The sequence below is a fragment of the Vogesella aquatica genome (assembly GCF_028548455.1).
Lineage (GTDB): Bacteria > Pseudomonadota > Gammaproteobacteria > Burkholderiales > Chromobacteriaceae > Vogesella > Vogesella aquatica.
Window position 1 is genome coordinate 52,557 of record NZ_JAQQLF010000017.1, and the last position, 25,245, is coordinate 77,801.

Below are 25,245 nucleotides of genomic sequence, written 5' to 3' on the forward strand. Positions count from 1 at the left end.
TGGCAAGACATTTCCGCCCGTTGGTGTTGGTCTGGGCGGGAGGTACAGCGGTCTGCACCAGCACGCCGTTGTCTGATTATTCGAGTTTCCATTTGCCGTACGCGGTGGGCCGGTCGGGCTTGCCTGGCTTTGTCACGGTTGCATTTTGTCGTGGCGGCATGGAAATGGCATTTTAACCGAGAGCGAGATCACTATGGCCGAATTAGCCATCGAGCTCATTGGCGTCAACAAACACTTCGGTGAAGTGCACGCCAATAAGAACATTACTTTCGGAGTTCGCAAAGGTACGGTTCACGGCATTATTGGCGAGAACGGTGCCGGCAAATCCACCCTGATGAGCATTATCTACGGCTACTATCAGGCGGATTCCGGAACAATCAAGATTAACGGCAAGGCCGAGCGCATTCGTTCGTCGCATGCGGCTATCGGCCTGGGTATCGGCATGGTGCATCAGCATTTCATGCTGGTAGACCCGTTTACCGTGCTGGAAAACATTGTGCTGGGTGCCGAAGGCGGCATGACGCTGGACGGTAGCCTGGCTGCGGCGCGTACCCATTTGCAAAAGCTGAACCAGGATTACGGCCTGCAAGTCGACCCCGATGCGATTGTGGGCGAGCTGGGGGTGGGCACGCAGCAGCGTGTGGAAATCCTGAAAACCCTGTACCGCGGTGCTGACGTGCTGATTCTGGATGAGCCGACCGCCGTGCTGACGCCGCAGGAAGCCGACGATCTGTTCCGCATCCTGCGTTTGCTGCGCGAGCAGGGCAAGACGGTGATCCTGATTACGCATAAGCTGCGCGAGGTGATGGATATTACTGACGATGTCACGGTAATGCGTGCCGGCGAAATCGTGGGCCAGGTACGGACCGCAGACGTTACCAAGGAAGACCTGGCTGACTTGATGGTTGGCCGCAAGGTGAACATGCACCTTGATAAGGCTGCTGCCGTGCCGGGCGAGAAGGTGCTGGGCGTATCCGGCCTGAATCTGGTCGATGGCCGTGGCGTGGCGCTGCTGAAAGATATCAGCTTCGATCTGCATGCCGGCGAGATTGTCGGTATTGCCGGGGTGTCCGGTAACGGCCAGTCCGAGCTGCTGGAAGTGCTGTCTGGCATGCGTGATGCGACGTCTGGCTCGGTGCAGTTCAAGGGTCAAGAGCTGGTCACGCTGAAAACACGCGAGCCGAAGGCCGCTGCGTATCGCAAGCTGGGTATTGCGCACATTCCGGAAGACCGCTCGCGCGAGGGTATGGTGAAGGACTTCATGACCTTCGAGAACGCCATCCTGGGCTACCACGACGACCCGAGCGTGCGCCGTGGTTTCCTGTTTAACCGCAAGGCCATCATCGAGCGTTGCCGTCGTTTTATCGACGAGTTCGATGTGCGCCCGGCGCTGACGCACCGCCGTATCGGCCTGTTTTCGGGTGGTAACCAGCAGAAGGTGATTCTGGCGCGTGAAATTCACGCCAATCCGGACTTGCTGCTGATTGGCCAGCCTACCCGCGGCGTGGATATCGGTGCGATCGAGTTCATCCACAAGCGCCTGATGCAGCTGCGTGACGAGGGCAAGGCGTTGTTGCTGGTGTCGGTGGAGCTGGACGAGATCATGGCCTTGAGTGACCGCATCATCGTGATGAACGGTGGTGCCATTTCCGGCGAGCTGCCGGCGGCAGAAGCGACCGCCACCTCGCTGGGTTTGTTGATGGGGGGACATAAATGAGTCAGCCAGCCAATATGCCGCGCTGGGCCAGTTTGTGGCTGATGCCGCTGCTGAACCTGTTTGCGGCACTGTTTGTGTCGGGTCTGGTGATTGCACTGATCGGCGAAGACCCGGTGGAGTGCCTGAAGCTGATGATCAACGGCGCCTTCGGCTACCCGGAGGGTATCGGTTACACGCTGTTCTATACCACCAGTTTCATTTTTACCGGCCTAGCGGTAGCGGCAGCGTTTCATGCCGGCCTGTTCAATATCGGTGGCGAGGGCCAGATGTATCTGGCGGGTCTGGGCGTGACCCTGGTGTGCCTGCAGTTTGATTACCTGCCGGCCTACGTGGTGATTCCATTGGCCATGTTGGCCGCCATCGTGTTTGGCGGGGCGTGGGCATTGGTGCCGGGTTATCTGCAAGCCAAGCGTGGCAGCCACATTGTGGTAACCACCATCATGTTCAACTTTATCGCCAGCTCGCTGATGACCTGGCTGCTGGTGGACAAGCTGCGTATGGAAGGCTCGCAAACGCCTGCCACCCGCGAGTTTGCCCAGAACGCCTGGGTGCCGATGCTGCACGAGCTGTTTGCCCCGCTAGGTTTCGAGCTGCCCAATACGCCGCTGAACGCCAGCTTCTTCCTGGCGCTGGTGGCGCTGGTGCTGTTCTATCTGGTGGTATGGCATAGCCCGAAAGGCTTTGTCACCCGCACGGTGGGCCTGAACGAAAAAGCAGCCCGCTATGCCGGTATTCCGGTGGACAAAGTGGTGATCGCCGTGATGTGCGTGTCCGGTGCGCTGGCCGGCCTGGCTGCCATCAACGAGCTGCTGGGTTCTACCCATCGCATGAATATGGGCTTTACCAACGGTATCGGCTTTGTCGGTATTGCCGTGGCGCTGATGGGCCGTAACCACCCGGTAGGCATTTTGCTGTCTGCGCTGCTGTTCGGCGCGCTGACGCAGGGTGGCCTGGACTTGTCGTTCGAGAAGCCGGCCATTACGCGCGAGATGATCATCTTCACCCAGGGCTTGATCATCCTGTTCTGCGGTGCGCTGGAAAACCTGTTCCAGACCCCGCTCTCGGCTGCGTTCAAACGCATGCTGAAGAACCAGTAAGGAGTACAGCATGGACATGATTTTTAGTGTGCTGGACGCCACGCTGCGTGTGAGTACCCCGCTGGTGCTGGCGGCGCTGGCCGGTTTGTTCTCCGAGCGCTCCGGTGTGGTGGATCTGGCGCTGGAAGGCAAGATGTTGGCCGCAGCGTTTGCTGCTGCCTGCGTGGCGTACATTGCCCAATCCCCGTGGGTGGGGCTGGGCGCCGGTATTGCTGCCGGTATGGCGGTGGCGATGCTGCATGGTGTGGTGTCGATTACCTATAACGGTAACCAGCTGATTTCCGGTGTGGCCATCAATATGATGGTGTCCGGTGTGACGCCGGTATTGGCGCTGGCCTGGTTCCAGCAAGGCGGCCGTACGCCGACCTTGTCGGATGATGCGCGCTTTACTGCCATCGAGCTGCCGTTTGCTGATGCCATCGCGCATAGCGCCGTGCTGAAGACCTTCTTTGGCCATAACATCCTGGTGTACCTGGCACTGCTGCTGATTTTTGTGGTGAGCTGGGTGGTGTACAAGAGCCGCTTCGGCCTGCGCTTACGTGCCGTGGGTGAAAACCCGCATGCCGCCGATGCGGCAGGTATCAGCGTGAAGGGTGTGCGTTATATGGCGCAGGCCATTGGCGGTGCGCTGTGCGGTGTGGCCGGTGCCTACCTGGTGCTGGCGCAAACTGGCGCTTTCATCCAGGACATGACCGCCGGCAAGGGCTATCTGGCGTTGGCGGCGCTGATTTTTGGCAAGTGGCGTCCTTGGTCTGCCGTGCTGGGCTGCCTGATTTTTGCCTTCACCGATGCGATCCAGATTCGCCTGCAGGGCGTGGAGTTGCCGCTGATCGGCAGTATTCCGGATGCCTTCATCCAGGCGCTGCCGTACGTGCTGACGGTAGTGTTGCTGGCGGGCTTCATGGGCCGTGCCGTGGCACCAAAGGCGATTGGCGTGCCGTTTGTGAAATCACGCTAAGTTGGCCGCAAGCCAGGATAAAACCCCCTGCCGCTGGCAGGGGGTTTTTCTTTGCGCCGTCAGAGGGATTTGCACGAGATTACTGCTTGTCTTTGTCATCCAGCTTGGCGCGCGGGTGGGCGGTGTCGTACACCTTGGCCAGGTGCTGAAAGTCCAGGCTGGTGTAGATCTGCGTGGTGGCCAGATTGGCGTGGCCCAGTAGCTCTTGCACAGCGCGCAGGTCGCCGGAGGATTGCAGCATGTGGCTGGCAAACGAGTGGCGCAGCATGTGCGGGTGCACGTGCTGTTCGCTGCCGCTATGTAGTGCCCAGCGTTCCAGCCGGCGGGCCAGCTGGCGGCTGCTGATGCGCACGCCTTTGCTGGAGACAAACAGCGCTTCTTCGCCATCTGCTGCCTGTCGTAAGGTTAGCCAGCGCTGCAGCGCGGCAACGGCCTGCTTGCCGACGGGTAATATGCGCTCGCGGTTGCCTTTGCCCTGTACTTTCAGTAGCGCTTCGCGCAGGTCGATATCGGCCAGGTTGATTGACACGGTTTCGGAGAGGCGCAGTCCAGACGAGTACATCAGCTCGAAAATGGCCGCGTCACGAATTTCGCGCTCGTCTTCGGCGGGGGCGTCCAGCAGCTGCATAGCGCTGTCCACGCTCAGGGTTTTGGGCAGGCGCTGCCCGGCGCGCGGGGCGCGCACGCCAGCGCAAGGGTTGGCCGCCAGCCATTCGCGCCGGATCATCCATTCAAACAGGCTGCGCCAGGTGGAGAGCATGCGTGCCAGTGTGCGCGGGGACAGGCCGTGGCGACGCAGCTGGCCCAGCGCACGCTGTATGGCCGGGCCGTCGGTGTGCTCGGGCTGGCTGCTGCCCAGCAGCTCGGCCAGCTTGGTGAGGTCGCGGCGGTAGGCGGTGCGGGTGTGCTCGCTGCGTGCGGCCAACCTTAGCTGGTCGTCGTAGGCGTCAATCAGGGCTTGCCAGTGTGCGTCCATCAGCCGCGCCGCATTTTCGCCATCTGCATCAGGCGCTCGAAGAAGTGCATGTCTTGCTCGTTTTTCAGCAGTGCGCCAGCCATGGGTGGCGGCGTGTTGCTGTCGCGGTGCTGTTGCAGCTGCTGTTCGCTGATGCCTTCGCTATCCAGCAGTTTCAGCCAGTCCAGCAGCTCGGAAGTGGTGGGCTTTTTTTTCAGCCCGTTCATGTCGCGAATGCCGGTAAAGACCTCTAGCGCTTCGCGTACCAGCTGCTGGCGGATGTCGGGGTAGTGCACCTGGATGATTTGCTCCAGGGTGTCGCGGTCCGGAAAGCGGATGTAGTGGAAGAAACAGCGGCGCAGGAAGGCGTCCGGTAGCTCTTTCTCGTTGTTGGAGGTAATGATGATGATGGGCCGGTGGCGCGCTTTGACGAACTCTTGGGTTTCATGCACAAAGAATTCCATCTGGTCCAGCTCGCGCAGCAGGTCGTTGGGGAATTCGATGTCGGCCTTGTCGATTTCGTCGATCAGCAGGATGGCCTGCTCGTTGCTGGCAAAGGCTTGCCACAGCTTGCCCTGGCGAATGTAGTGGCGGATGTCGTGCACTTTGTCGTCACCCAGCTGCGAATCGCGCAGGCGCGATACGGCATCGTACTCATACAGGCCATGCTGTGCCTTGGTGGTGGATTTGATTGGCCAGACGATCAGTTGTTTGCCCAGGGCGCGGGCGATTTCTTCGGCCAGCATGGTTTTGCCGGTGCCGGGCTCGCCTTTTACCAGCAGCGGGCGCTGCAGCGTGATGGCGGCATTGACGGCCATCATCAGGTCGTCGGTGGCGATGTAGTTGTCGGTGCCGTTAAAGCGGGTTTTCATGGTTTAGCCTGTGTATTGTTGTTATGAAATGCAAACAGCCGCCTGGCGGCGGCTGCTGTCGGTGGCTGGCTCAGTTTTTGGCCAGCTCGGCCTGGAGGTCGTCCAGGGTAATGTGCCAGTAGTGCATCATGTGGCGCAGCAGCAGCATTTCCGGATCACTGATTGTATTGTCCGATTTGCAAATGTCCAGCGCCAGGGCGCAGCAGATCACGCGCTTGCTGCGTTCGCTCACGCCGTCCAGGATAATATTGGTACGCGCGGAGGCCAGCAGGTGAATGGTGCCGTCTTCTTCTGCTTCGTCGGAAATGTCGTCACAGTAGTCTACCAGTACCTTGATGAAGTCCTTGCGGCTCAGGCCCAGCAGCTCATAGACATGCAGGTTTTCCAGTGTCTCGATTTCACGGGGGTCCATATTGCCATCGGTAATCATGAACATGGCAAGAATGCGTGCCAGGGCTTCCGGGCTGTTTGGCGCGTACTTTTTCATGGCGCGTTTCCTTTATTGTGTTGCTGCCAGCCTGGCGGTAAATACCGCGGGGACCGGGGAGACTTTTCGTTGTTGATAGTCAAAAAACACCACGCCTGTTTTGATGCGCAGAGCTTCTTGTTGCGTTCGGGTGCTGCGGGCGCTGTAGATGATGTCGAAGCCGTACTTGTTGTGGTCTGCCAGGCCCAGCTCCACATGCAGTACATCACCATGGAACACTTCTGCCCTATACATTACCGCAGCGTCGCTAACGATAATACCGAAGCCTTCGATATTTAGCTCGTTGTAATCGAGGGATTTGAGCCAGCGCAAGCGTGCCTCGTGTGCCAGGCGCAACGCCGCGTCGTTGCCCATGTGGCCACCGTAGTTGATGTCGGCAATGGCAATGTGCAGTTCGGTGCGGAACAAAATGTTTTGCGGTGGATCTAGTTGGATGCGGGCCATGCGCTTGTCCTTATTCCGATAATGTAATACTGCGCCTGCTGTTAATCTTTATCAATGCCTGCGTGGCAGCTTGCGCTAGACTTGAATGACACGAGAGACAGGAGGGCATATGTATCAGCGTATCTATATTCCAGTGGACGACAGTGCCACGTCGGCGCTGGCGCTGGCAGAGGCGTGCAAGCTGGCCAAAGAGGTGGGCGCGGCCGTGCGCTTGGTGCACGTGGTAGATCTGGCGCAGTTTGGCTGGGGGGGGGCCGAGTTTCTGGATGCGGCCGAGCTGCAAGGTGCCATCAAGCAGGCTGGAGAGCAGGTGCTGGCCGCCTGTCATGCCAAAGTCGTGGCGCAGGGTCTGGCGGCGGAGTCGCATATTCTGGAAAGCTGGGGCGACCGTATTGCGAGTGTGATTGTCGAGGATGCCAACAGCTGGGGGGCAGACCTGATGGTAATGGGAACACACGGGCTGGGCGGCCTGCTGCATCTGCTGATGGGTAGTGTGGCAGAGGGCGTGCTCAAGCAGGCGGATGTGCCTGTGCTGCTGGTACGCAATCCGGGTGACGACTGAACAATAGACATTTTGGGCATAAAAAAACCCCGGCTTGCTGGCCGGGGTTTTTTTATGCTGAAGATCAGGCTTCGGCGGTATCTGCACTGCCTTCGGTCTGGGCATCCAGACGGGCGCGTACGGCTTTGCGCAGGCTCTTGTACAGGTCTGGGTGAGTCTCTTTCAGGTATTCCACGATTTCGAAATCTTCGCGACGTACTTTGGTCAGGTCGATTTGCTCAACATGTACCAGGCGCAGCAGTTCGCGTACCGGTTTTGGCATGTTGCGGCCGCTTTCGTAGCGGCTACCGCCAGACTGGGTAACGCCGATTCGGCTCCAGAACTCTTGCTGGTTCAGACCCAGTTTGCGGCGGATTTCACGTGGGTTGGCGATTTTGTCAAACAGTTTCATGGCGTTCCTCGCTTCTGTTCAATTCAGGAATCCGGATGTAATCCGGGTGACGTTTTAAAGATGAAACTATGGAACAAGGTCGTTGCCGAGTTCCTTTATGTACTGCATATGATAGCAGTATTTTTAATCGATCAAAAGAAAAATGCTCTAGGGATTGTCAATAGATTTTGATCAACAAATTTAGTTCAATCAAATTTTGTGAAGCAAAGGAACGGGTAATGCGGGGAGGGGAGGGGTGGCGAGCCTGAACCCCGGCACTTGCACTAAGTAACTGTGGCTGCTTCCTTCCGGACCTGACCAGGTTGGCTACCGTACAATGCGGGGGGGCCCGCCATAGAGAAAACGCATGATACATGGCTTGGGCCTGGCTGCCAAGCCTGTCGCGGCATTTAGCCTGAAATGGCGGTGCCGTGGCAGTTTGCATGCCTGTGGCAATTGGGTATGCTGCTGGCAGCAACCCACCCGTTACGAGGTACCCGACATGAACTGCTTGCCTGCTACCGAAGCCATTTTGTCCCGATTGTTATCGTTCGACACCACCAGCCGTGACTCCAATCTGGCGCTCATCGAGTGGGTGGCGAGCTGGCTTGAGCAGTATGGTGTAGCCAGTACGCTCACATTTAATGATGAAAAAACCAAGGCGAATTTGTTCGCACATCTGGGCGACCCGACACTGCCTGCGGTGGTGCTGTCAGGGCATACCGACGTGGTGCCGGTTGATGGCCAGCAATGGCGCTATCCGCCGTTTGACATGACGGTTCATGACGGCTTGGTCTACGGGCGTGGTAGTGCTGATATGAAAGGCTTCATCGCGTGTGTGCTGGCCGCGGTGCCGCGCTGGCAGCATATGGTCGCTGGCGGCGCGATGACTCGTAGCCTTGGCATTGCGCTTTCATACGACGAAGAGATCGGCTGCCTGGGGGTGGGGCGGCTGATTGATGATCTATTGGCGCGTCAGGTGCCGGTAGCGGGCTGCATTATCGGCGAGCCCACCATAATGCGGCCGGTGATCGCACACAAGGGTATAGCGCACTATCGCGTGCAGGTGCGCGGCCGCGCGGCGCATTCGTCGCTTACCCCCCAGGGTGTGAATGCCATCGAGTACGCGGCACGCCTGGTAACGCACATCCGCAAGCTGGCGGACACCGAACAGTCATTCGGTAGCCGTCACCCGCTGTACGACGTGCCTTTTGCTACGCTGCAAACCGGGCTGATCAAGGGTGGCAGTGCGGCCAACATTGTGCCCAAAGACTGCGAGTTCGTGTTCGAGGTGCGCTGGTTGCCGGGCGATCTGCACGAACGCTTTGTGGCATCGGTTAAAGACTATGCACAAGTGTTGCTGGCAGAAATGCAGCAAATAGCACCGGAGGCGGATATCCAGTTTGAAGCGCTGGTCAATTGTCCGCCATTTGAATACTCGCCAGGTAGCGAAATTACCCGCCACGTCGAGGCGCTATGCCAAGGCTGCAGTCACGATGCGGTGGCGTATACCACCGAAGCCGGGCGTTTTCACGAAGCCGGCATCCCATGCGTAGTATGCGGGCCCGGTTCAATCGAACAGGCGCACCGCCCGGACGAGTTTGTCAGCCAGGCACAGCTGGCGGCCTGCGATGCCTGGCTCGACCAGCTGTTCTTGCGCCTGAAACAGGCGTAGAGCGGCGGTAAACTACTTTACGCCCGGCGCGTCCAGCCTCAGAATCGCGGCTCCCGATAAGGGGCCGAGTACCCGCCCTGTCACAAGCAGGGCGGGTTTGTTATTGGTTTTGACGTTGGACAGCATATGAAGAACGATACAAGACCCGCAGCGCCACAGACTGCGGGCAATAGCCGGGACGCCTTCACCTCCAGCTTTGGCGTGTTGGCCGCAACGCTGGGCTCCGCAGTGGGGCTGGGCAATATCTGGAAGTTTCCCTACGTTACCGGTGCCAATGGTGGTGCCAGCTTCCTGGTGGTGTATGTGCTGGCTACCTTGCTGGTCGGCCTGCCGGTGATGATTGCCGAAATCATGCTGGGCCGTAAGGCCAAGGCCGATGCGGTGACTACCCTGCGTACGCTGGCCCCCGCAGGCCAGCCGTGGTGGCTGATTGGTGGTTTTGGCGTGATCGCTGCATTTCTGATCATGTCGTTCTATTCCGAAGTGGCTGCGTGGGTATTTGCCTATGTGTTCAAGGCATTGCGCGGCGATATCCTGTCCAGCGACCCGGCGGTGACGTCGGCAGCATTTGGCGCGCTGATTAGCGACCCGCTGCAGTCGCTATTGTGGCAATGGGCCGTGCTGTTGATGATCGGCGGCATTTTGCTGATGGGGGTGGCCAAAGGTATCGAGGCGGTCACCAAAAAACTGATGCCGGTGCTGTTTTTGCTGCTGTTGGTCATTTGTGCGCGCAGTCTGATGCTGCCAGGGGCTATGGCTGGCTTGTCTTTCCTGTTTACCCCGGACTGGAGCAAGATCACCGGCGAGGTGGTGCTGGTGGCCATGGGCTTGGCTTTCTTCAAGCTGTCCATTGGCATGGGTACCATGATGACTTATGGCAGCTACTTCCGTGACGACCAGAATGTTCCTGCCACCACATTGCGTGTGATGAGTGCTGACCTGTTTGTTTCCATGCTGGCGGGTATCGCCATTTTCCCGGCGGTGTTCAGCTTCGGCTTCAAGCCGGAGGCGGGCCCGTCTTTGCTGTTCATCACCATTCCGGCCGTGTTTGCCAGCATGCCGATGGGCCACCTGTTCATGGTGCTGTTCTTTGTGTTGGCTGCTGTAGCGGCTACCGGGGCGATGTTGTCCATTCTGGAGGTGCCTGTATCGGTCATGGCGGGCCGTCTGGGTGTATCGCGCAAGAAAGCCACGCTGGTCAACCTGCTGCTGCTGGCGCTGATTGGGGCTACCTGCGCGCTGTCCAATAGCTTGCTGGCCGATGTCAAACCGTTCGGCATGACCTTCTTCGACCTGTTTGACTACATCTCGTCGTATATCCTGATGCCGCTGGGCGGGATCTTCATCTGCCTGTTTGTGGCCTGGGTGTGGGGCAAGCACAATATGGCCGCAGCACTGAGTAATGATGGTCGTCTGGCCAATGGCAAGGTGGTGGCGGGTTTGTATGTGCTGTTGAAGTTTGTTACCCCGCTGCTGATCTTGCTGGTGATGCTCAAGGGTTTGGGTTTGCTGTAACGTTTGTGTTGCCAGCTAGCCAAAGGTTGGCCGCAATGTGCGGCCAACCTTTTTGTTTATTCCGGGAGATAGCATGAATATTATGCGTGTCAGCGAGCAGCATTGCGTGCCGCAACAAGACAGACCGAACCCGCAGCGCCTTGTGACAGGTAACCCGCTGCGGCATACCTGGCCGGTGTATGACAGTGCAGACAGCGCGTGCGCTGCCGGTATCTGGTCGTGCGAGACCGGGGCCTGGCGTATTGCCTTTGCCGATAACAAGCACGAATTCTTTGCCGTGATCAGTGGCTGCGTGTGCCTGACGAATGAGGCCGGCCACGCCGAGACATTTGGCCCCGGTGAGGCGGCGGTGATTCCGGCTGGCTTTCGCGGCGAGTTTCGCGTGCTGGAGCCGGTGCGCAAGTATTATGTGATCGTGACGGTGCCGGTAGCCTAGTCGCGCTGGTAAGCGTCCGGGTCGACCGGCGGGGTGTCAAAGCCGTTGATGTCTCTGGCGGGTTTGTTCAGCTGTAGCAGGATCAGGCCGTTTAGCCCGCCAAAAAACCAGGCTAGCAGAAAGAAAACCGAGTAAGCGCTGAGCTCGTCACGGAATAGCTGCTTGCCGTGCAATGCCAGCTCGTAGGGGTCGAATACCGAGAAAAAGCAGGTGGTGGCCAGCAGTGCAGTCAGGAAGGATGGCCACAGAACCAGGATAAGCTTGCGCATAGGGTGCTCCTTTATCTGCCGGGGGGTGCCATTCAGTATAAGACAAATGAAAAAAGCCGCGCAGTGCGCGGCTTTTTTTGCTCAAGGTTTACTTCACCTTGTTGGCATACATGAAGTTTTCCATCTTGTTCTCGGCCAGGTTGAACCAGCCGTGCTGCAAGGTGCGGAACTTTTTCCACTCGGTATAGATTTTCTTGAAATCCGGGTTGGTGGCGGCTTCCTTCTCGTACAGCTCGAAGGCGGTTTTCTGTGCGGCCTGCATGATGTCGGCTGGGTACTGGTGCAGTTTGGTGCCTTTTTGCAGCAGGCTCACCAGCGCTACCGGGTTCTTGGCGTCGTATTCGGCTTGCATGCTGAGGTTGGCCTCGGCAGCGGCTGCTTCGAATGCCGCTTTGTAGTCAGCTGGCAGTTTGTCCCATTCTTTCTTGGATACATAGAACGATACGTTCGGGCCCGGCTCCCAGAAACCCGGGTAGTAGTAGTGCTTGGCTACTTTGTAGAAGCCCAGTTTTTCGTCATCGTACGGGCCTACCCACTCGGTTGCGTCGATGGTGCCTTTTTCCAGGGCCGGGTAGATGTCACCACCGGCCAGCGTCTGTGGTACCGCGCCCAAGGCCGCCATGATTTCGCCACCAAAGCCCGGAATACGCATTTTCAGGCCTTTGAGGTCGGCCAGGGATTTCACTTCTTTGCGGAACCAGCCACCCATCTGGGTGCCGGTGTTGCCGCCCGGGAAGTTCACCACATTGTACTTGGCAAAGAACTCGCGCATCAGCGCCATGCCGCCACCGTAGTACAGCCAGGCGTTTTGCTGGCGCGAGGTCAGGCCGAAAGGCAGGGTGGTATCAAAGGCGAATGCCTTGTTCTTGCCTACATAGTAGTAGCTGCAGGTATGGCCACACTCTACGGTGCCGTTCTGTACCGCGTCCAGCACCTGGGTGCCCGGCACGATTTCGCCGCCCGGGAAGCTGCGGATCTGGAACTTGCCGCCAGTCAGCTCGGCCACGCGTTTGCCCAGCTGCTCAGCTGCACCATAGATGGTCTCCAGGCTTTTCGGGAAGCTGGAGGCCAGGCGCCAGCGTACGGTAGGGCTGTCGGCCGCCATGGCGGGTGCGGCGACTGCAGCGGTGGCCAGGCCGGCTGCACCGGCTTTCTTCAGGAACGAGCGTCTTTCCACAGTGATCTCCTTAGTGTTGTTTACTGCTGTGCTCTCAGGCTTTGTGGTTTGCCTGAAAATCTATGTGCTGCCGGATACGATGTCCAGCAGCTTGTTTCGATGGAGGCGACATGACATCTGTCGCCTCATTTTGTGTGGTTTATTTGCCTGTCAGCTCTTTGAGCAGGTCGTCGGACTGGCTGCTATCCGGTGCCGATGCTTCACTGGCCGACGCATCAGCTGCCGGAATGTCGGCTGGCAGCTCGGCCGACGGTGTGTTGTCCATCTGTTGCATGATGGCGGCAGCGTCTTCGGCATTGGTTTTCACTTCTTCATGCAGCGAGCCGGTGACCAGTTTCGGGAAGGCAATCAGCAAGCCTACCATCACCATCTGGATCAGCACGTAAGGTACGGCACCCCAGTAGATTTGCGTGCTCTTGACTTCTTTGGGTGCCACGCTGCGCAGGTAGAACAGCGCAAAACCAAACGGCGGGTGCATGAAGGAGGTCTGCATGTTCACTCCCAGGATCACGCCAAACCAGATCAGGTTGATATCCAGGCTCTGGGCTACCGGGGCCAGCAGTGGTACCAGAATGAAGGCGATCTCGAAGAAGTCCAGGAAGAACGCCAGGAAGAACACCATGATGTTCACGACGATCAGGAAGCCGGTAGCGCCACCTGGCAAGCCGGTCAGCAGGTGCTCCACCCATTGGTCGCCGTTCACGCCCAGGAAGGCGATACGGAACACGCGGGCACCGATTAGGATGAACACCACAAAGGTAGACAGCTTGACGGTGGAGTCCATCGCCTGTTGCAGCAGCTTCATGTCCAGGCGTTTGTTCATCAGTGCCAGGATGATGGCACCCACTGCGCCCATGGCGCCGCCTTCGGTCGGGGTGGCGATGCCCAGGAAGATGGTGCCCAGTACCAGGAAGATCAGCAACAGTGGCGGAATCATCACCAGTACTACGCGCTTGGCCAGCTGCAGGCCGCGCAGTGTGCGTGCTTCAGGCGGTAGTGCCGGTGCCCACTGTGGTTTGAACAGCGTGACCATGAAAATGAACAGGGCGTAGAACAGGCACAGCAGCAGGCCAGGCGCCATGGCGCCGGCGTACATATCACCTACCGAGGTGCCCAGCTGGTCGGCCAGCACGATCAGTACCAGCGATGGCGGGATGATCTGTGCCAGGGTGCCGGATGCAGCAATGACGCCGGTAGCGATGCGCGTGTCGTAGCCGTAGCGCAGCATGATGGGCAGCGAGATCAGGCCCATGGAGATCACCGACGCGGCCACTACGCCGGTGGTGGCCGCCAGCAGGGCGCCGACAAAGATCACCGCGTAGGCCAGGCCGCCGCGCACCGAGCCAAACAGCTGGCCGATGGTATCAAGCATGTCTTCTGCCATGCCGGAACGTTCCAGTATCAAGCCCATGAAGGTGAAGAACGGTATCGCCAGTAGCGTATCGTTCCGCATGATGTCGTATACCTGGTTGGGCAGGGCTTGCAGCAGCTCGGGGCGCAGCAGTTCAAAGTGGATACCAATCCAGCTGAACAGCAGGCCGACGGCGCCCAGGGCAAAGGCTACCGGGTAGCCGATCAGCAAAAAGCCGATCAGCGAACAGAACATGATGGGGGCTAGCATGTCGAGGCTCATACCGGCTCCTTGTGTACGTCAGTGTTTTTTTCGCTAGGGTCGGCAATCAGGCCCTGCAGGAAGGCGACGCGCTTGATGACTTCGGACAGGCCCTGTGCCAACAGCAGCGAAAAGCCCACTGGAATCAGCAGGAATACCGGCCAACGGATCAGGCCGCCGGCGTCGGACGACATTTCGCCGCTTACCCAGGCTTTTTCAAACAGCGGCCAGCCGTACATGATCAGGATGATGCATACCGGCATCAGGAACAGCAGGGTGCCGATAATGTCGATGATGGCCTGGCCACGCTTGGATAGTTTGCTGGCCAGCAAGTCGATACGGATGTGTTCGTTCTTTTGCAGGGTGTAGGCCGCAGCCAGCAGGAAAACTGCCGAGAACAGGTACCACTGGATTTCTAGAAAGCCGTTGGAGCTGATGTCGAACGCTTTGCGAACGACAGCGTTTCCGGCGCTGATGAGCACGACAACAAGCACAAGCCATGACGCAGCCTGGCCCATGCGTGCGTTGACCGCGTCTATCAGACGCGACAAGGCAAGCAGTGAATGCACTGGTTTTCTCCTGTGTAGTGTTTTTACAGCTTTAGCTGCTTTTTATCAGCCTTCTCCAAGGCTGCTACCGTTTTTCGGTTGCTGCTATCAAAGCACAGGGCGTGGCGCTTGCAAAGTACAAGTGGGTAGGGGATTACCCTTGGTTGCCGGGCTGGCGACGCTTTAGCTGTAGCCGCAGCCAGTCGTGCCGGGTATGGATGGCGGCGATGCGCCAGCCCGTCAACGGCTGGTAGCCCAGAACGGTAGCGTTCAGCCAGCGCTGTATGGCGGGGATGTCGTGCCAGTGCAGGGTGAGGTATTGCTGGTCTATGGCCAGCCAGGGCAGTGGTGCGGCCAACTTTTGCAGCAGGTGTGTGGCCATGCCGCTGTTGGCGGCCAGGCTGGCCGCTTTGCCCAGCAGGTGCCCGCGTAAGCTGGGCTGGCTGTCATCAGCTTGCAGGTGGTAGTGCAGGCGCAAGCTGTCGCTGCCTGCGGCAGCGGTTTCGGGCCGGCAGTGCAGCTGCAGGATGGTGGGGGCCGGGTGTTGTATCCGCAACCAGAAAACCGCACCGTGTTCGTCCAGTAGCAGGTCTTCGATGATGAGATCGTCGTTGTCTAGCCAGCTTTTCAGCTGTTTGAGCAGCAAGGCGGCGGGCAGGCTGATGCCGTCGCGGTGCAGGTGCGGCCGGTAGCGTTGCCAGTTTTGCCAGTTTTGCCAGTGCTGGTGCCACATGGCTTAGTCGAACAGGGTGCGCGCGCCTTCGTAGCGGGCGGCAAAATAGCTGTTATCCAGGCGGTCAACACGGATCACGCTATTGCTGCGTGGCGCATGGATGAATTTGCCGTCACCAATATAAATGCCCATGTGCGAAAACGGTTTGCCCAGTGTATTGAAGAACACCAGATCGCCCACACGCATGCGGCTATTGTCGATAGGGCGAGCCAGGCTGGCGATCTGGGCGGCATTGTGCGGCAGTTTTACCTTGGCGGCGTTCTGGTAGATGTAGGCCACCATGCCGCTGCAGTCCAGCCCGGCTTCCGGGTTGCTGCCGCCAAATTTGTAGTCGATGTCCAGCAGGCTCAGGCTATACATCAATATCTCGCGGCCGGCGCCATCAGCTTGCAGGCCAGCCAGGCTCACACCGGGGCGGCTGGCGGTTTTAGGGGGCTTTTTCGGGGCGGGCGGGGCGCTGGCACAGCCCGCCAGCGCCAGCGCCGTGGCCAGTAGCACCAGTCCCTGGCGGCTGGCTAGCTGCGCGAGGATGGTGCGTTTCATCATGCCTGCTTGGCCTCCAGTGCTTCCCAGCGTTCCAGTTTTTCCAGTAGCAGCAGGTCGATTTCCTCAATGCGTGCTTGCCAGCCGCGTGCTTCCAGCGGGGCGCTGCGGTAGGCGTTGGGGTCTAGCAGTTTTTCGTTCAGCTGGGCTTGTTCGTTTTCCAGGTCGGCGATCTCTTGTGGCAGGCGTTCCAGCTCGCGTTTTTCGTTAAAGCTGAGCTTTTGCGTGCGGGCGCTACGGTCACGTTCCGGCTTGGCGTCCAGGTTGGCCGCATGATTGTCTTTGCGCGCCGGAGCTTCCTGCTTCATGGCGGCCATACGCGCCTTGGTATCTACCCAGTCCTGGTAGCCGCCCGGGTATTCTTCCAGCCGGCCTTCGCCTTCAAACGCAATGACCTGGGTGACGACGTTGTCCAGAAAGGCGCGGTCGTGGCTCACCACAAATACGGTGCCGGTGTACTGCTCGATCAGCTCTTCCAGCAGCTCCAGGGTGTCGATGTCCAGGTCGTTGGTGGGTTCATCCAGCACCAGTACGTTGGCTGGGCGGGTAAACAGGCGGGCCAGTAGCAGGCGGTTACGCTCGCCACCGGACAGCGAGCGTACCGGGCTGCGCGCGCGCTGCGGCGAGAACAGGAAGTCTTCCAGGTAGCTCATCACGTGCTTTTTCTGGCCGCAGATGTCTACAAAGTCGTTACCCTGGCTGATGATGTCGGCCACGCTGGTTTCTTCGTCCAGCTGGGTGCGGAACTGGTCGAAGTAGGCCACTTCCAGCTTGCTGCCGCGCTTGATGCTGCCGCTGTCGGCTTCCAGCTCGCCCAGGATCAGCTTGAGCAGCGTGGTCTTGCCCGCACCGTTGGGGCCAATCAGGCCGATTTTGTCGCCGCGCAAAATGCGGCTGGTAAAGTGCTTGATCAGCGTGCGGCCTTCAAAACCCTTGCTGACGTGCTCCAGCTCGGCCACCAGCTTGCCGGAGCGCTCGCCGGCGTCCAGCTGGAAGTTCACCTGGCCCACGCGTTCGCGGCGGGAGGCGCGCTGGCGGCGGATTTCTTCCAGACGGCGCACACGACCCTCGTTGCGGGTGCGGCGCGCCTCGATGCCTTTGCGGATCCACACCTCTTCCTGGGCGTGGAATTTGTCGAAGATGCGGTTCTGTTCTTCTTCTACGGCCAGTTCTTCGGCTTTGCGCACCTGGTAGGCGCCAAAGCTACCCGGGTAGCTGCGCAGCAGGCCGCGATCCAGCTCGATGATGCGGGTGGCGATGTTGTCCAGGAAGCGGCGGTCGTGGGTGATCAGCAGCACGCTGCCGGCAAAATTCTTGATCAGGCCTTCCAGCCACTCGATGGCGCTCATGTCCAGGTGGTTGGTGGGTTCATCCAGTAGCAGCACGTCGGGGCGCGAGGCTAGCGCGCGCGCCAGGGCAACACGCTTTTTCCAGCCACCGGACAGCTCGCTCACCAGCGTGTCGGCATTCAGGCCCAGGTGGGACAGGGTGGTGCTGATCAGGGCGTCGAACTGCCAGCCGTCGTGGGCTTCCAGCGCGTGCTGGATATCGGTCATGCGTGCCAGCACGTCTTCATGGTTGGCCGCAGGGTCCGACAGCTGCTGCGTCAGGTGGTGGTAGTCGGTGAGCAGGGCTTTGAGCGCGCCCAGGCCTTCGGCGACGGCTTCGAATACGGTGTGCCCGTCGGTAAATACCGGCTCTTGCGGTACGTAGGCTACCTTGATATCGCTTTGCTGGATGATGCGGCCATCGTCCAGCTTGACGGTGCCGGCAATGGCTTTCAGTAACGATGACTTGCCGGCACCATTGCGGCCGATCAGGCCGACGACCTCGCCGCTTTCCAGCGAGAAATCCACTTTATCCAGCAGGGCGTGGTGCCCGAAGGCGAGGCAAGCGTTATCTACGGTAATCAGGGCCATAATGTATTCGGGGTGTACGGGGCAATTGCAATGGCGGCAATTGTAGCATGAGCACGTGTTTGCCCTTCGCCTGCCGCCTTGTGGCTGCTACAATGCGCGCCAACTCGAAGCCTGCCTGCCGGCAGGTATCTGTGAAAGGATTCGCCATGTATTTTGTTGACCGATCGGTAGCCGTCATCAAACCCAAAGCCCCGTTTCTGGCGTGGCTGAACGCTGTGCCGGACAACGACATGATCGAGCTGACACTGGATGCACTGCGCGCCGACAGTACCGTGATCCTGCTGCCGGAGTTCGACGAGCCGGAAGAGGCCGTGGCGCATGTGGACGAGATTTTCGAGCAGCTGTTCCGCCTGGAGCTGGCCTCCTGGTACGAGGACGAGTCGCTGTGGCCGCAAGACCGCTCGCTGAAAACGTTCTGGGAATGGTTTGATGTCGAGATCCACTCCACGCTGCTGGATACCGTGGACGCCGACATCATGAACTCGCCGCTTGACCCGGCCTGATTTGTAGCGGTTGATGCACCGCACGCACATTCCGCCGTTTGCGGCCACGCTGGCTACCAGCAGGCTGGCTTGCGGGGTACTGCTGCTAATGTGGCTGGCTTTGCTGGCGGCGCTAGGCGTGCTGGATAGGCAGTCGCAGCTGGTGCTGCTGTTATGCGGTGCCATGGCCAGTGTGTCACTGCTGCGCAGTAGCGGCATGGCCGGGCGGCGCGGCAGTTTTTCGGTAGATGCCCGTGGTGCCTGCCATCTGCAGCTGTTGCGGGTGGCCGTGTTGCCCGCCAGTGTGGCGCTACCCTGGCTGGTGGTGTTGCGTGGCAGAACGGCCGACAAGAAAGATCTGACCCTGCTGGTGTGGCGAGACGCCGTGCCGGCAGACACGCACCGGGCGCTGCGTGTGTACGTGCAGTGGTGCCGCACGGCAGCGGCCAACCTTGCAGAAGAAGAGTAGAGAATGAGTACGAATACCCCACCGCATCGTGACAGTAGCCTGCAAACGTGGCTGCAGTATCAGGAAGGTCTGCACACTTCGGCTATTGATATGGGCTTGGCCAGGGTGTCGGCTGTGCGGGATGCCATGGGTTTGCAGCCTGATTTTCCAGTGATCATCGTTGGCGGCACCAATGGCAAGGGCTCGGTGTGCGCCATGCTGTCCACCATGCTCAGTCGTGGTGGTTTCAAGGTGGGTACGTATACCTCGCCGCATATCATCCGCTACAACGAACGTATCGCCATCGATATGCAGCCGGTGGCAGACCAGCGCATTGTGGACAGCTTTGCTGCCATTAACGATGCGCGTGCTGATACCTCGTTGAGCTATTTCGAGTTTGGTACCTTGGCCGCCATGCACACCTTCATGGCCGAAGGCGTTGACGTGGCTGTGCTGGAAGTAGGGCTGGGCGGCCGCCTGGATGCGGTGAACATTTTCGAGCCTGCCGTTTCGGTGGTGGTGAGCGTGGATCTGGATCACCAGGCTTACCTGGGTGATACGCGCGAGCTGGTGGGCTTTGAAAAAGCCGGTATTTTCCGTGCCGGCAAGGTTGCCATCTGTGCCGACCCCAACCCGCCGCAAAGCTTGCTGGACCACGCGGCACAACTGGGGGCCGAGCTCAAGCTGGTAGGGCGCGACTTTGGCATCACACGTATGGATAACCAGTGGTCTTTCCATATGGGCGATGTGCACAAGCACGCGCTGCCTATTCCGGCCCTGCGTGGTGAGTACCAGATGGTGAATGCAGCTGCTGCATTGGCTGCGCTGGAAGCGGTGAAGGCGTGGCTGCCTGTGGGTATCGGTGCGATCAAGCGCGGTTTGCTGGAGGTGGACTGGCCGGGGCGCTTCCAGGTATTGCCTGGCCGCCCGCTGACCATTCTTGACGTTGGGCACAATCCGCATGCTGCGCGAGCCCTGGCGGATAGCTTGAAGCGCATGGCGTTTGCCAGCCAGCGCATCGCCGTGTTTTCCATGCTGGCCGATAAGGATATGGCTGCCGTGGTGGGCTTGCTGAAAGACGAATTTGATGTGTGGCTGGTGGGCGGGCTGGACATGCCGCGCGGCCGCAGTGCCGATGATATCGCCAGCGAGCTGGAAGCCTTGGGTGTCAGAGGGGTAAGCCGTTACGAAACGGTACCTTTGGCCTGGGATGCCGCCTTATCTCAGGCCGGCGAGAATGATAGAATTGTTGTATTTGGCTCATTCCACACCGTGGCCGAGGTGATGGAGCATCGCCTTCACCGCGCATCATAAGGACACCTGATGGCACTTTCCACCCATGACGAACTGCTGTTGCTGCGCAAACGGGCGCGCCGCCGCCTGGTGGGCGCTATCGTGATGGTGAGCTTGTCGACAGCCGTACTGTGGAATGTGGTGGATGCCTTGCCGGAGCAGGCCATGAAGCCGGAGGCGGTGGATATCACCGGCCTGCAGGCAGCCTCGCAGCCAGCCGCCGTGGTGGCGCCGCCGGCAGAACCCGTGGTGGCGTCGCAGCCGGTGACCGACTTGCTGGCCACCTTGCCGCCGGATGAGCCGGAAGTGGCGTCGCCGCCGGTGGCCAAGCCGCCAGTGGTGCTGGCCAAGCCGCCTGTGGCACCGCCGGTGCCAGCCGTCATTGCGCCTGCGCCAGCTGTGGCGCCTGCTGCCAAGCCGGAAGTGAAGCCCGAGGTCAAGCCATTGCCCAAGCCTGAGCTGGCTGTAGAGCCTAAGCCGCAGGCCAAGCCCAAGGCTGAGGTCAAGGCCGAAATCAAAGTCGAGCCCAAGCCTGTGGTCAAAGAGCCGGCAAAGGACATGAAGCCCAAGCCTGCCGCAGAGAAAAAAGCCGCCGACCCGATGGCCATCCTGGAAGGCCGCGAATCAGCCCATGCCGAGCCGGCCAAGCCTGCAAAAGACAATGCGGCGGATGTCGTGCCAGGCAAGAAATTCAGCATCCAGCTGGCGGCGCTGTCCGACCCGCAAAAAGTGGATGCTTTGCGCAGCAGGTTGGCCGCAGCCGGCGTCAGCGCCCGTTTCAGCAAGGTACAAACCAGCAAGGGTGAGGTCACCCGCGTGCGCGTGGGTCCGTTCAAGTCGCGGGAAGAGGCAGACACCGCCATGCGACGCCTTAGCAAGGCCGGGGTGACCGGCATTGTGGTGGGGGCGGAATGACCTGGCTGGACTACCTGATCCTGGCGCTGATTGCCGGTTCTATCATGTTGTCGCTGTTTCGCGGTTTGGCCGCCGAGGTGCTGTCGCTGTTTTCCTGGCTGATCGCGTTCTGGGCAGCGCGCAGCTTGTCGCCATCTGTGGCAGAGTTCATGCCCTTGCCGGGTGACGGGCTGCGTCTGGTGGCTGCATTTTTGCTGCTATTGCTCGGCGTGTGGTTGTTGGCGGGTGTGTTGCGTGCCTCGCTCACGGTCATGCTGGATGCAGTAGGGCTGGGTGGGGTAAACCGTTTTTTTGGTGCGGTATTCGGCTTGATAAGGGGTATGTTGCTGGTGACGGTGGTGATGATTCTGGGTGGGCTCAGTAGCTTGCCGCAGTCGCCAGCCTGGCAAGGTGCCCTGTTGGTGTCGCCGTTTCAGGCTGTTGCTGTAGCTGCCAAGCCGTGGCTGCCTGATACGCTGGCACAGAAAATGAAGTTTACTTAGTTTGCTATAGAGGGGTGATGATGCGTCGGCGTCATCACCCCTTGTTTTTACTCGTGTAGTCTGGGGATTAACTATGTGTGGAATTCTTGGGGTGGTAGGTCAGACACCCGTAAACCAGCTGTTGTATGACGGTCTGCAACTGTTGCAGCACCGCGGTCAGGACGCAGCCGGTATTGTTACGGCCAACGGTAAGACCTTTCACATGCACAAAGGCAGCGGCTTGGTGCGGGATGTGTTCCGCACCCGCAATATGCGCTCCTTGCAGGGCAATGCCGGTATCGGCCACGTGCGCTACCCCACCGCTGGCTCGGCATCCTGCCTGGCCGAGGCGCAGCCGTTTTACGTGAATTCGCCGTTCGGTATTGTGCTGGCGCACAACGGCAACCTCACCAATACCGACGAGCTCAAATCGGACATGTACCGTAACGATCTGCGCCACATCAACACCAACTCCGATTCGGAAGTGCTGCTGAACGTGTTTGCGCACGAGATCGCCGCGCGCGTGGAAGGTGCCTCGCTGACGGCGGATGCCGTGTTTGGCGCCGTGGAGGCCGTACACCGCCGTGTGAAGGGTGCTTATGCTGTCGTGGCCATGATCGCCGGCTACGGCCTGGTGGCATTCCGCGACCCGCACGGCATCCGCCCGCTGATCATGGGTTGCAACGAGGTGGATAACCGCACCGAATACATGTTTGCCTCCGAGTCGGTAGCGCTGGATTGCTCCGGCTTCAAGGTGCTGCGCGATGTGCTGCCGGGGGAATGTGTATATGTACGCTTTGACGGCGAGATGCAGTCCAAGGTGTGTGCCGAGAAAACCCAGCTGGCGCCTTGCCTGTTCGAGTACGTATATTTTGCCCGGCCGGATTCGGTGATCGACGGTGTGTCGGTTTACCAGTCGCGCCTGGTGATGGGCGAGATGCTGGCCGAGAAAATCCGCCGCCAGTATGCGGACATGGAAATCGACGTGGTGATCCCGATTCCTGACTCCAGCCGCCAAAGTGCGCTGCAGCTGGCCAATGCGCTGGGTCTGCCGTACCGCGAAGGCTTCATCAAGAACCGTTATATTGGCCGCACCTTCATCATGCCGGGCCAGGCGGTACGCAAGAAGTCCGTTCGCCAGAAGCTGAACCCGGTGCCCATGGAATTTGCCGGCCGTAACGTGCTGCTGGTGGATGATTCCATCGTGCGTGGTACTACCTCCAAAGAAATCGTACAGATGGCGCGCGATTCCGGTGCCAAAAAGGTGTTCTTTGCCTCGGCCGCCCCGGCAGTGCGTTTTCCGAACGTTTACGGTATCGACATGCCAACGCGTGCCGAGTTGCTGGCTACCGGCCGCAACGAGACGCAAATCGCTGCCGAAATCGGCGCCGATGCGGTGATCTACCAGGATCTTGAAGCGCTGGAGCTGGCGGTGCACAGCCTGAATCGCGAACTCAATGTGTTTGAAGCGTCTTGCTTCAGCGGCTGCTACATTACCGGCGATATCAACGAAGCCTATCTGGATGCGATCGAGGCTGCGCGTGGCAAAAGCAAGCCCGCTGGCAAAGAGGCGAAAGACGGCGAAGATGCCGGCAGCCAGATGGTAGACCTCAACCTGAACGTGGCCGAACAAAACCTGATGTAATGTGCTTATAACGACAAGGGTTGGCCGCTGCGGCCAACCCTTGTTATCGTTTGGTTTTGTATTCAATCGCCCGTGTCGAGAATAAACATGTCCAGTGATGACCCTTGTCTGAGCCTGCACCCGGAAACCCTGGCTATCCGTGCTGGCCGCGAGACCAGCGAGTACCGCGAACACAGCCAGAGCCTGCAGCTTACTTCCAGCTTTACCTTTGATAGCGCAGCCCAGGCGGCTGCCATGTTCCTGGGTGAAATCGACGGCTTTACCTACTCCCGCTTTACCAACCCGACCGTGTCGGCATTCCAGCAGCGGCTTGCTGCCATGGAAGGCGCCGAGCGTGCGGTAGCAACCTCTACCGGCATGGCGGCCATCCAGGCCACCATGTTGACCCTGCTGAAGAGCGGCGACCACATTGTGTCCTCGCGTAGCCTGTTTGGCTCCACCATCAATCTGTTCAATGGGGTGCTGGCCAAGTTTGGTGTAGAGACCAGCTACGTGGACGCGGCCAACCTGGACGCCTGGCGTGCGGCCATCAAGCCCAATACCAAGGTGTTTTTCCTGGAGACACCCTCCAACCCGCTTACTGATTTGGCCGACATCGCTGCGGTAGCCGCTATCGCGCACGAAGCCGGGGCCTTGCTGGTGGTGGATAACTGCTTCTGCTCGCCGGCGCTGCAGCAGCCGATCAAGCTGGGTGCGGATCTGGTCGTGCATTCGGCCACCAAATACCTGGACGGCCACGGCCGCGTGATGGGTGGTGCGGTGGTAGGGAGCGACAAGCTGGTAGAGCAGGTGTACCTGCACGTACGTACTGCGGGCCCGTCGCTGGCGCCATTCAATGCCTGGGTATTGCTTTCCGGGCTGGAGACGCTGCACCTGCGCATGGAAAAGCACTCCGCCAATGCGCTGGCGCTGGCGCAGTGGCTACAGCAACAGCCTGCCGTGGAAAAGGTGTTCTACCCGGGCTTGCCCGACCATCCGCACTACGCGTTGGCGCAGCGCCAGCAGAAAAGCGGCGGGGCGGTGCTGTCGTTCCAGGTAAAAGGCGGGCGTGAAGCCGCCTGGAAGGTAGTGGATGCCATCCAGCTGATCTCGCGCACGGCCAACCTGGGCGATGTGAAAACCACGCTGACGCACCCGGCATCCACCACGCATGCCCGTATTACGCCGGAAGCACGTGCCAATGCGGGCATTACCGAAGGTCTGCTGCGGGTGGCGGTGGGGCTGGAGCACATAGAAGACCTGAAGGCAGATTTGCTGCGGGGTTTGTAAGAAACGGTTGTTTCAATCGAGCGGCAGTCTAAACTGAAGACTGCCGTTTTTGATTACGAATTATAAAGGCGAGGCGATGCAATTCTTGACATGCGTCAAATTTAAACGTAAGTTTCAAACGCTTGTTCTAAAGTCATGATGAGCAAGGCGACGCAATTACTTACCCCGATCAAGGTGCAAGACAGCATGGAAGTGAATAAACCCGATACGGCAACACGAATTCTGGACGTTGCAGAACGCCTGTTCGTCGAGCATGGTTTCGAGGCCACCTCGCTTCGCATGATTACACAGCAGGCAGAGGTCAATCTGGCTGCGGTGAATTACCACTTTGGTTCCAAGGATGCCCTGTTCGAGTCGGTATTCATGCGCCGTATCGGCCCCTTTGTGGCGGCCTGTCTGGCAGAGCTGGATACCCTTGAGCAGTCCGGACAAGCACTGACAGCCGAGCAACTGGTGGTGAGTTTCATCCGCCCGTGCCTGGCCCTGTCTAAAGACCCTGCGAGGGGCGGGGCGCTGTTTGTCCGGCTGATGTCGCGTACGCTGGTAGAGAATCACCGCCTGCTGCGCGAAGCACTGAATCAGCAGTACAGCATTTTTGTACAGCGCTATACCAGTGCGTTTCAGCGTGCATTACCCCAATTCGGGGCCGAAGATATCGCATGGCGCATGCATTTCGCTTTCAGCGTGATGTTCAATGCCTTTGCCGGTAATGATGTGTTGAAGATTTTTGTCCGCAGCCAAGTGGTGACCGCCCGCGACCCGGACATGATCGTGAAGCACCTGGTACCTTTTGTCGTGGCAGGGTTGACGGCGCCCATCTGATTGACTTTCACAGGGTCAACA

Annotated in this window: 27 protein-coding genes and 1 other RNA gene; 15 read left to right on the forward strand and 13 right to left on the reverse strand. The window is 59.3% G+C overall.

Going from position 1 to position 25,245, the window contains the following annotated elements:
* Positions 1 to 193: 193 nt before the first annotated feature.
* From PQU95_RS13755 to PQU95_RS13765, 3 genes are read left to right on the forward strand one after another with little or no spacing between them, the layout of a single operon-like run.
* Positions 194 to 1,717 carry an ABC transporter ATP-binding protein gene (locus tag PQU95_RS13755; protein WP_272752535.1) on the forward strand — a complete coding sequence of 508 codons (1,524 nt, stop codon included), beginning with the start codon at positions 194 to 196 and terminating at the stop codon, positions 1,715 to 1,717.
* Positions 1,714 to 2,814, forward strand: a complete 1,101-nt coding sequence (locus tag PQU95_RS13760) for an ABC transporter permease (protein WP_272752536.1) — start codon at positions 1,714 to 1,716, stop codon at positions 2,812 to 2,814. The genes PQU95_RS13755 and PQU95_RS13760 overlap by 4 nt, the downstream gene beginning before the upstream one ends.
* A 10-nt stretch (positions 2,815 to 2,824) precedes the next feature.
* Positions 2,825 to 3,772: an ABC transporter permease gene (locus PQU95_RS13765; RefSeq protein WP_272752537.1), complete on the forward strand. Its 948-nt coding sequence runs from the start codon at positions 2,825 to 2,827 to the stop codon at positions 3,770 to 3,772.
* 79 nt (positions 3,773 to 3,851) lie between these two features.
* Here PQU95_RS13765 and xerC read toward each other — a convergent pair whose 3' ends face one another.
* The 4 genes from xerC to PQU95_RS13785 all read right to left on the reverse strand — a co-directional run bounded on the left by xerC (position 3,852) and on the right by PQU95_RS13785 (position 6,530).
* Positions 3,852 to 4,748, reverse strand: coding sequence for a tyrosine recombinase XerC (xerC, locus tag PQU95_RS13770; RefSeq protein ID WP_272752538.1), 897 nt, complete (start codon positions 4,746 to 4,748; stop codon positions 3,852 to 3,854).
* Entirely contained in the window at positions 4,748 to 5,599 is an 852-nt protein-coding gene (locus tag PQU95_RS13775) for an AAA family ATPase (protein WP_272752539.1), read from the reverse strand. The genes xerC and PQU95_RS13775 overlap by 1 nt, the downstream gene beginning before the upstream one ends.
* Before the next feature lie 70 nt (positions 5,600 to 5,669).
* Entirely contained in the window at positions 5,670 to 6,086 is a 417-nt protein-coding gene (locus tag PQU95_RS13780) for a tellurite resistance TerB family protein (protein WP_272752540.1), read from the reverse strand.
* Between the two features lie 12 nt (positions 6,087 to 6,098).
* On the reverse strand, positions 6,099 to 6,530 hold the full coding sequence (locus PQU95_RS13785; RefSeq protein WP_272752541.1) for a thioesterase family protein: 432 nt from the start codon (positions 6,528 to 6,530) through the stop codon (positions 6,099 to 6,101).
* Positions 6,531 to 6,639: 109 nt separating this feature from the next.
* Between PQU95_RS13785 and PQU95_RS13790 the strand changes: the two genes are divergently transcribed.
* Positions 6,640 to 7,092 (forward strand): universal stress protein, encoded by a 453-nt coding sequence (locus PQU95_RS13790; protein WP_272752542.1) that lies wholly within the window; start codon positions 6,640 to 6,642, stop codon positions 7,090 to 7,092.
* Between the two features lie 64 nt (positions 7,093 to 7,156).
* Here the strand turns inward: PQU95_RS13790 and PQU95_RS13795 are convergent, their stop codons facing one another.
* Together PQU95_RS13795 and ffs are read right to left on the reverse strand one after the other, a co-directional pair.
* Positions 7,157 to 7,483 (reverse strand): helix-turn-helix domain-containing protein, encoded by a 327-nt coding sequence (locus PQU95_RS13795; protein WP_272752543.1) that lies wholly within the window; start codon positions 7,481 to 7,483, stop codon positions 7,157 to 7,159.
* A 234-nt stretch (positions 7,484 to 7,717) separates the two neighbouring features.
* An RNA gene (gene ffs, locus PQU95_RS13800) (signal recognition particle sRNA small type) lies at positions 7,718 to 7,816 on the reverse strand.
* A gap of 148 nt (positions 7,817 to 7,964) precedes the next feature.
* Between ffs and argE the strand changes: the two genes are divergently transcribed.
* The 3 genes from argE to PQU95_RS13815 all read left to right on the forward strand — a co-directional run bounded on the left by argE (position 7,965) and on the right by PQU95_RS13815 (position 11,088).
* Entirely contained in the window at positions 7,965 to 9,137 is a 1,173-nt protein-coding gene (gene argE / locus PQU95_RS13805) for an acetylornithine deacetylase (RefSeq protein ID WP_272752544.1), read from the forward strand.
* 126 nt (positions 9,138 to 9,263) lie between these two features.
* On the forward strand, positions 9,264 to 10,652 hold the full coding sequence (locus PQU95_RS13810; RefSeq protein ID WP_272752545.1) for a sodium-dependent transporter: 1,389 nt from the start codon (positions 9,264 to 9,266) through the stop codon (positions 10,650 to 10,652).
* A gap of 73 nt (positions 10,653 to 10,725) precedes the next feature.
* Complete coding sequence (locus PQU95_RS13815) at positions 10,726 to 11,088, forward strand: cupin domain-containing protein (RefSeq protein WP_272752546.1); 363 nt, start codon at positions 10,726 to 10,728, stop codon at positions 11,086 to 11,088.
* Here PQU95_RS13815 and PQU95_RS13820 read toward each other — a convergent pair.
* The 7 genes from PQU95_RS13820 to PQU95_RS13850 all read right to left on the reverse strand — a co-directional run bounded on the left by PQU95_RS13820 (position 11,085) and on the right by PQU95_RS13850 (position 17,889).
* Positions 11,085 to 11,357: a hypothetical protein gene (locus tag PQU95_RS13820; protein WP_147692928.1), complete on the reverse strand. Its 273-nt coding sequence runs from the start codon at positions 11,355 to 11,357 to the stop codon at positions 11,085 to 11,087. The two genes, PQU95_RS13815 and PQU95_RS13820, sit on opposite strands and share 4 nt — an antisense overlap.
* An 88-nt stretch (positions 11,358 to 11,445) precedes the next feature.
* Positions 11,446 to 12,534 carry a TRAP transporter substrate-binding protein gene (locus tag PQU95_RS13825; protein ID WP_272752547.1) on the reverse strand — a complete coding sequence of 363 codons (1,089 nt, stop codon included), beginning with the start codon at positions 12,532 to 12,534 and terminating at the stop codon, positions 11,446 to 11,448.
* A 139-nt stretch (positions 12,535 to 12,673) separates the two neighbouring features.
* Positions 12,674 to 14,167 carry a TRAP transporter large permease gene (locus PQU95_RS13830; RefSeq protein ID WP_272752548.1) on the reverse strand — a complete coding sequence of 498 codons (1,494 nt, stop codon included), beginning with the start codon at positions 14,165 to 14,167 and terminating at the stop codon, positions 12,674 to 12,676.
* A complete protein-coding gene (locus tag PQU95_RS13835; protein ID WP_272752549.1) occupies positions 14,164 to 14,715 on the reverse strand; it encodes a TRAP transporter small permease subunit in 552 nt (183 codons plus the stop codon). The genes PQU95_RS13830 and PQU95_RS13835 overlap by 4 nt, the downstream gene beginning before the upstream one ends.
* Before the next feature lie 133 nt (positions 14,716 to 14,848).
* On the reverse strand, positions 14,849 to 15,427 hold the full coding sequence (locus PQU95_RS13840) for a hypothetical protein (protein WP_272752550.1): 579 nt from the start codon (positions 15,425 to 15,427) through the stop codon (positions 14,849 to 14,851).
* Between the two features lie 3 nt (positions 15,428 to 15,430).
* Positions 15,431 to 15,973, reverse strand: a complete 543-nt coding sequence (locus PQU95_RS13845; RefSeq protein ID WP_272752551.1) for a C40 family peptidase — start codon at positions 15,971 to 15,973, stop codon at positions 15,431 to 15,433.
* Positions 15,970 to 17,889, reverse strand: coding sequence for an ATP-binding cassette domain-containing protein (locus PQU95_RS13850; protein ID WP_272752552.1), 1,920 nt, complete (start codon positions 17,887 to 17,889; stop codon positions 15,970 to 15,972). The genes PQU95_RS13845 and PQU95_RS13850 overlap by 4 nt, the downstream gene beginning before the upstream one ends.
* Positions 17,890 to 18,035: 146 nt before the next feature.
* Between PQU95_RS13850 and PQU95_RS13855 the strand changes: the two genes are divergently transcribed.
* The 8 genes from PQU95_RS13855 (at position 18,036) to PQU95_RS13890 (ending at position 25,224) form a co-directional block, all read left to right on the forward strand.
* Positions 18,036 to 18,392, forward strand: coding sequence for a hypothetical protein (locus PQU95_RS13855; protein ID WP_272752553.1), 357 nt, complete (start codon positions 18,036 to 18,038; stop codon positions 18,390 to 18,392).
* Between the two features lie 13 nt (positions 18,393 to 18,405).
* On the forward strand, positions 18,406 to 18,840 hold the full coding sequence (locus PQU95_RS13860) for a protein YgfX (RefSeq protein WP_272752554.1): 435 nt from the start codon (positions 18,406 to 18,408) through the stop codon (positions 18,838 to 18,840).
* A 3-nt stretch (positions 18,841 to 18,843) separates the two neighbouring features.
* Positions 18,844 to 20,133 (forward strand): bifunctional tetrahydrofolate synthase/dihydrofolate synthase, encoded by a 1,290-nt coding sequence (gene folC / locus PQU95_RS13865; protein ID WP_272752555.1) that lies wholly within the window; start codon positions 18,844 to 18,846, stop codon positions 20,131 to 20,133.
* Between the two features lie 9 nt (positions 20,134 to 20,142).
* Positions 20,143 to 21,027: an SPOR domain-containing protein gene (locus PQU95_RS13870; protein WP_272752556.1), complete on the forward strand. Its 885-nt coding sequence runs from the start codon at positions 20,143 to 20,145 to the stop codon at positions 21,025 to 21,027.
* Positions 21,024 to 21,509: a CvpA family protein gene (locus PQU95_RS13875; RefSeq protein ID WP_272752557.1), complete on the forward strand. Its 486-nt coding sequence runs from the start codon at positions 21,024 to 21,026 to the stop codon at positions 21,507 to 21,509. The genes PQU95_RS13870 and PQU95_RS13875 overlap by 4 nt, the downstream gene beginning before the upstream one ends.
* 73 nt (positions 21,510 to 21,582) lie before the next feature.
* Positions 21,583 to 23,133, forward strand: a complete 1,551-nt coding sequence (purF, locus tag PQU95_RS13880) for an amidophosphoribosyltransferase (protein WP_272752558.1) — start codon at positions 21,583 to 21,585, stop codon at positions 23,131 to 23,133.
* Positions 23,134 to 23,220: 87 nt separating this feature from the next.
* Positions 23,221 to 24,402 (forward strand): O-succinylhomoserine sulfhydrylase, encoded by a 1,182-nt coding sequence (locus tag PQU95_RS13885; RefSeq protein ID WP_272752559.1) that lies wholly within the window; start codon positions 23,221 to 23,223, stop codon positions 24,400 to 24,402.
* 186 nt (positions 24,403 to 24,588) lie between these two features.
* Positions 24,589 to 25,224, forward strand: a complete 636-nt coding sequence (locus PQU95_RS13890) for a TetR/AcrR family transcriptional regulator (RefSeq protein WP_017509155.1) — start codon at positions 24,589 to 24,591, stop codon at positions 25,222 to 25,224.
* The last annotated feature ends 21 nt before the right edge of the window (positions 25,225 to 25,245 follow it).

Bases quoted from the DNA above. Each gene is read 5' to 3' on its own strand.
- PQU95_RS13755 (WP_272752535.1), top strand. From the start codon at position 194: ATGGCCGAATTAGCCATCGAGCTCATTGGCGTCAACAAACACTTCGGT.
- PQU95_RS13760 (WP_272752536.1), top strand. From the start codon at position 1,714: ATGAGTCAGCCAGCCAATATGCCGCGCTGGGCCAGTTTGTGGCTGATG.
- PQU95_RS13765 (WP_272752537.1), top strand. From the start codon at position 2,825: ATGGACATGATTTTTAGTGTGCTGGACGCCACGCTGCGTGTGAGTACC.
- xerC (WP_272752538.1), bottom strand. From the start codon at position 4,748: ATGGACGCACACTGGCAAGCCCTGATTGACGCCTACGACGACCAGCTA.
- PQU95_RS13775 (WP_272752539.1), bottom strand. From the start codon at position 5,599: ATGAAAACCCGCTTTAACGGCACCGACAACTACATCGCCACCGACGAC.
- PQU95_RS13780 (WP_272752540.1), bottom strand. From the start codon at position 6,086: ATGAAAAAGTACGCGCCAAACAGCCCGGAAGCCCTGGCACGCATTCTT.
- PQU95_RS13785 (WP_272752541.1), bottom strand. From the start codon at position 6,530: ATGGCCCGCATCCAACTAGATCCACCGCAAAACATTTTGTTCCGCACC.
- PQU95_RS13790 (WP_272752542.1), top strand. From the start codon at position 6,640: ATGTATCAGCGTATCTATATTCCAGTGGACGACAGTGCCACGTCGGCG.
- PQU95_RS13795 (WP_272752543.1), bottom strand. From the start codon at position 7,483: ATGAAACTGTTTGACAAAATCGCCAACCCACGTGAAATCCGCCGCAAA.
- argE (WP_272752544.1), top strand. From the start codon at position 7,965: ATGAACTGCTTGCCTGCTACCGAAGCCATTTTGTCCCGATTGTTATCG.
- PQU95_RS13810 (WP_272752545.1), top strand. From the start codon at position 9,264: ATGAAGAACGATACAAGACCCGCAGCGCCACAGACTGCGGGCAATAGC.
- PQU95_RS13815 (WP_272752546.1), top strand. From the start codon at position 10,726: ATGAATATTATGCGTGTCAGCGAGCAGCATTGCGTGCCGCAACAAGAC.
- PQU95_RS13820 (WP_147692928.1), bottom strand. From the start codon at position 11,357: ATGCGCAAGCTTATCCTGGTTCTGTGGCCATCCTTCCTGACTGCACTG.
- PQU95_RS13830 (WP_272752548.1), bottom strand. From the start codon at position 14,167: ATGAGCCTCGACATGCTAGCCCCCATCATGTTCTGTTCGCTGATCGGC.
- PQU95_RS13840 (WP_272752550.1), bottom strand. From the start codon at position 15,427: ATGTGGCACCAGCACTGGCAAAACTGGCAAAACTGGCAACGCTACCGG.
- PQU95_RS13845 (WP_272752551.1), bottom strand. From the start codon at position 15,973: ATGATGAAACGCACCATCCTCGCGCAGCTAGCCAGCCGCCAGGGACTG.
- PQU95_RS13850 (WP_272752552.1), bottom strand. From the start codon at position 17,889: ATGGCCCTGATTACCGTAGATAACGCTTGCCTCGCCTTCGGGCACCAC.
- PQU95_RS13855 (WP_272752553.1), top strand. From the start codon at position 18,036: ATGTATTTTGTTGACCGATCGGTAGCCGTCATCAAACCCAAAGCCCCG.
- PQU95_RS13860 (WP_272752554.1), top strand. From the start codon at position 18,406: ATGCACCGCACGCACATTCCGCCGTTTGCGGCCACGCTGGCTACCAGC.
- folC (WP_272752555.1), top strand. From the start codon at position 18,844: ATGAGTACGAATACCCCACCGCATCGTGACAGTAGCCTGCAAACGTGG.
- PQU95_RS13870 (WP_272752556.1), top strand. From the start codon at position 20,143: ATGGCACTTTCCACCCATGACGAACTGCTGTTGCTGCGCAAACGGGCG.
- PQU95_RS13875 (WP_272752557.1), top strand. From the start codon at position 21,024: ATGACCTGGCTGGACTACCTGATCCTGGCGCTGATTGCCGGTTCTATC.
- purF (WP_272752558.1), top strand. From the start codon at position 21,583: ATGTGTGGAATTCTTGGGGTGGTAGGTCAGACACCCGTAAACCAGCTG.
- PQU95_RS13885 (WP_272752559.1), top strand. From the start codon at position 23,221: ATGTCCAGTGATGACCCTTGTCTGAGCCTGCACCCGGAAACCCTGGCT.
- PQU95_RS13890 (WP_017509155.1), top strand. From the start codon at position 24,589: ATGGAAGTGAATAAACCCGATACGGCAACACGAATTCTGGACGTTGCA.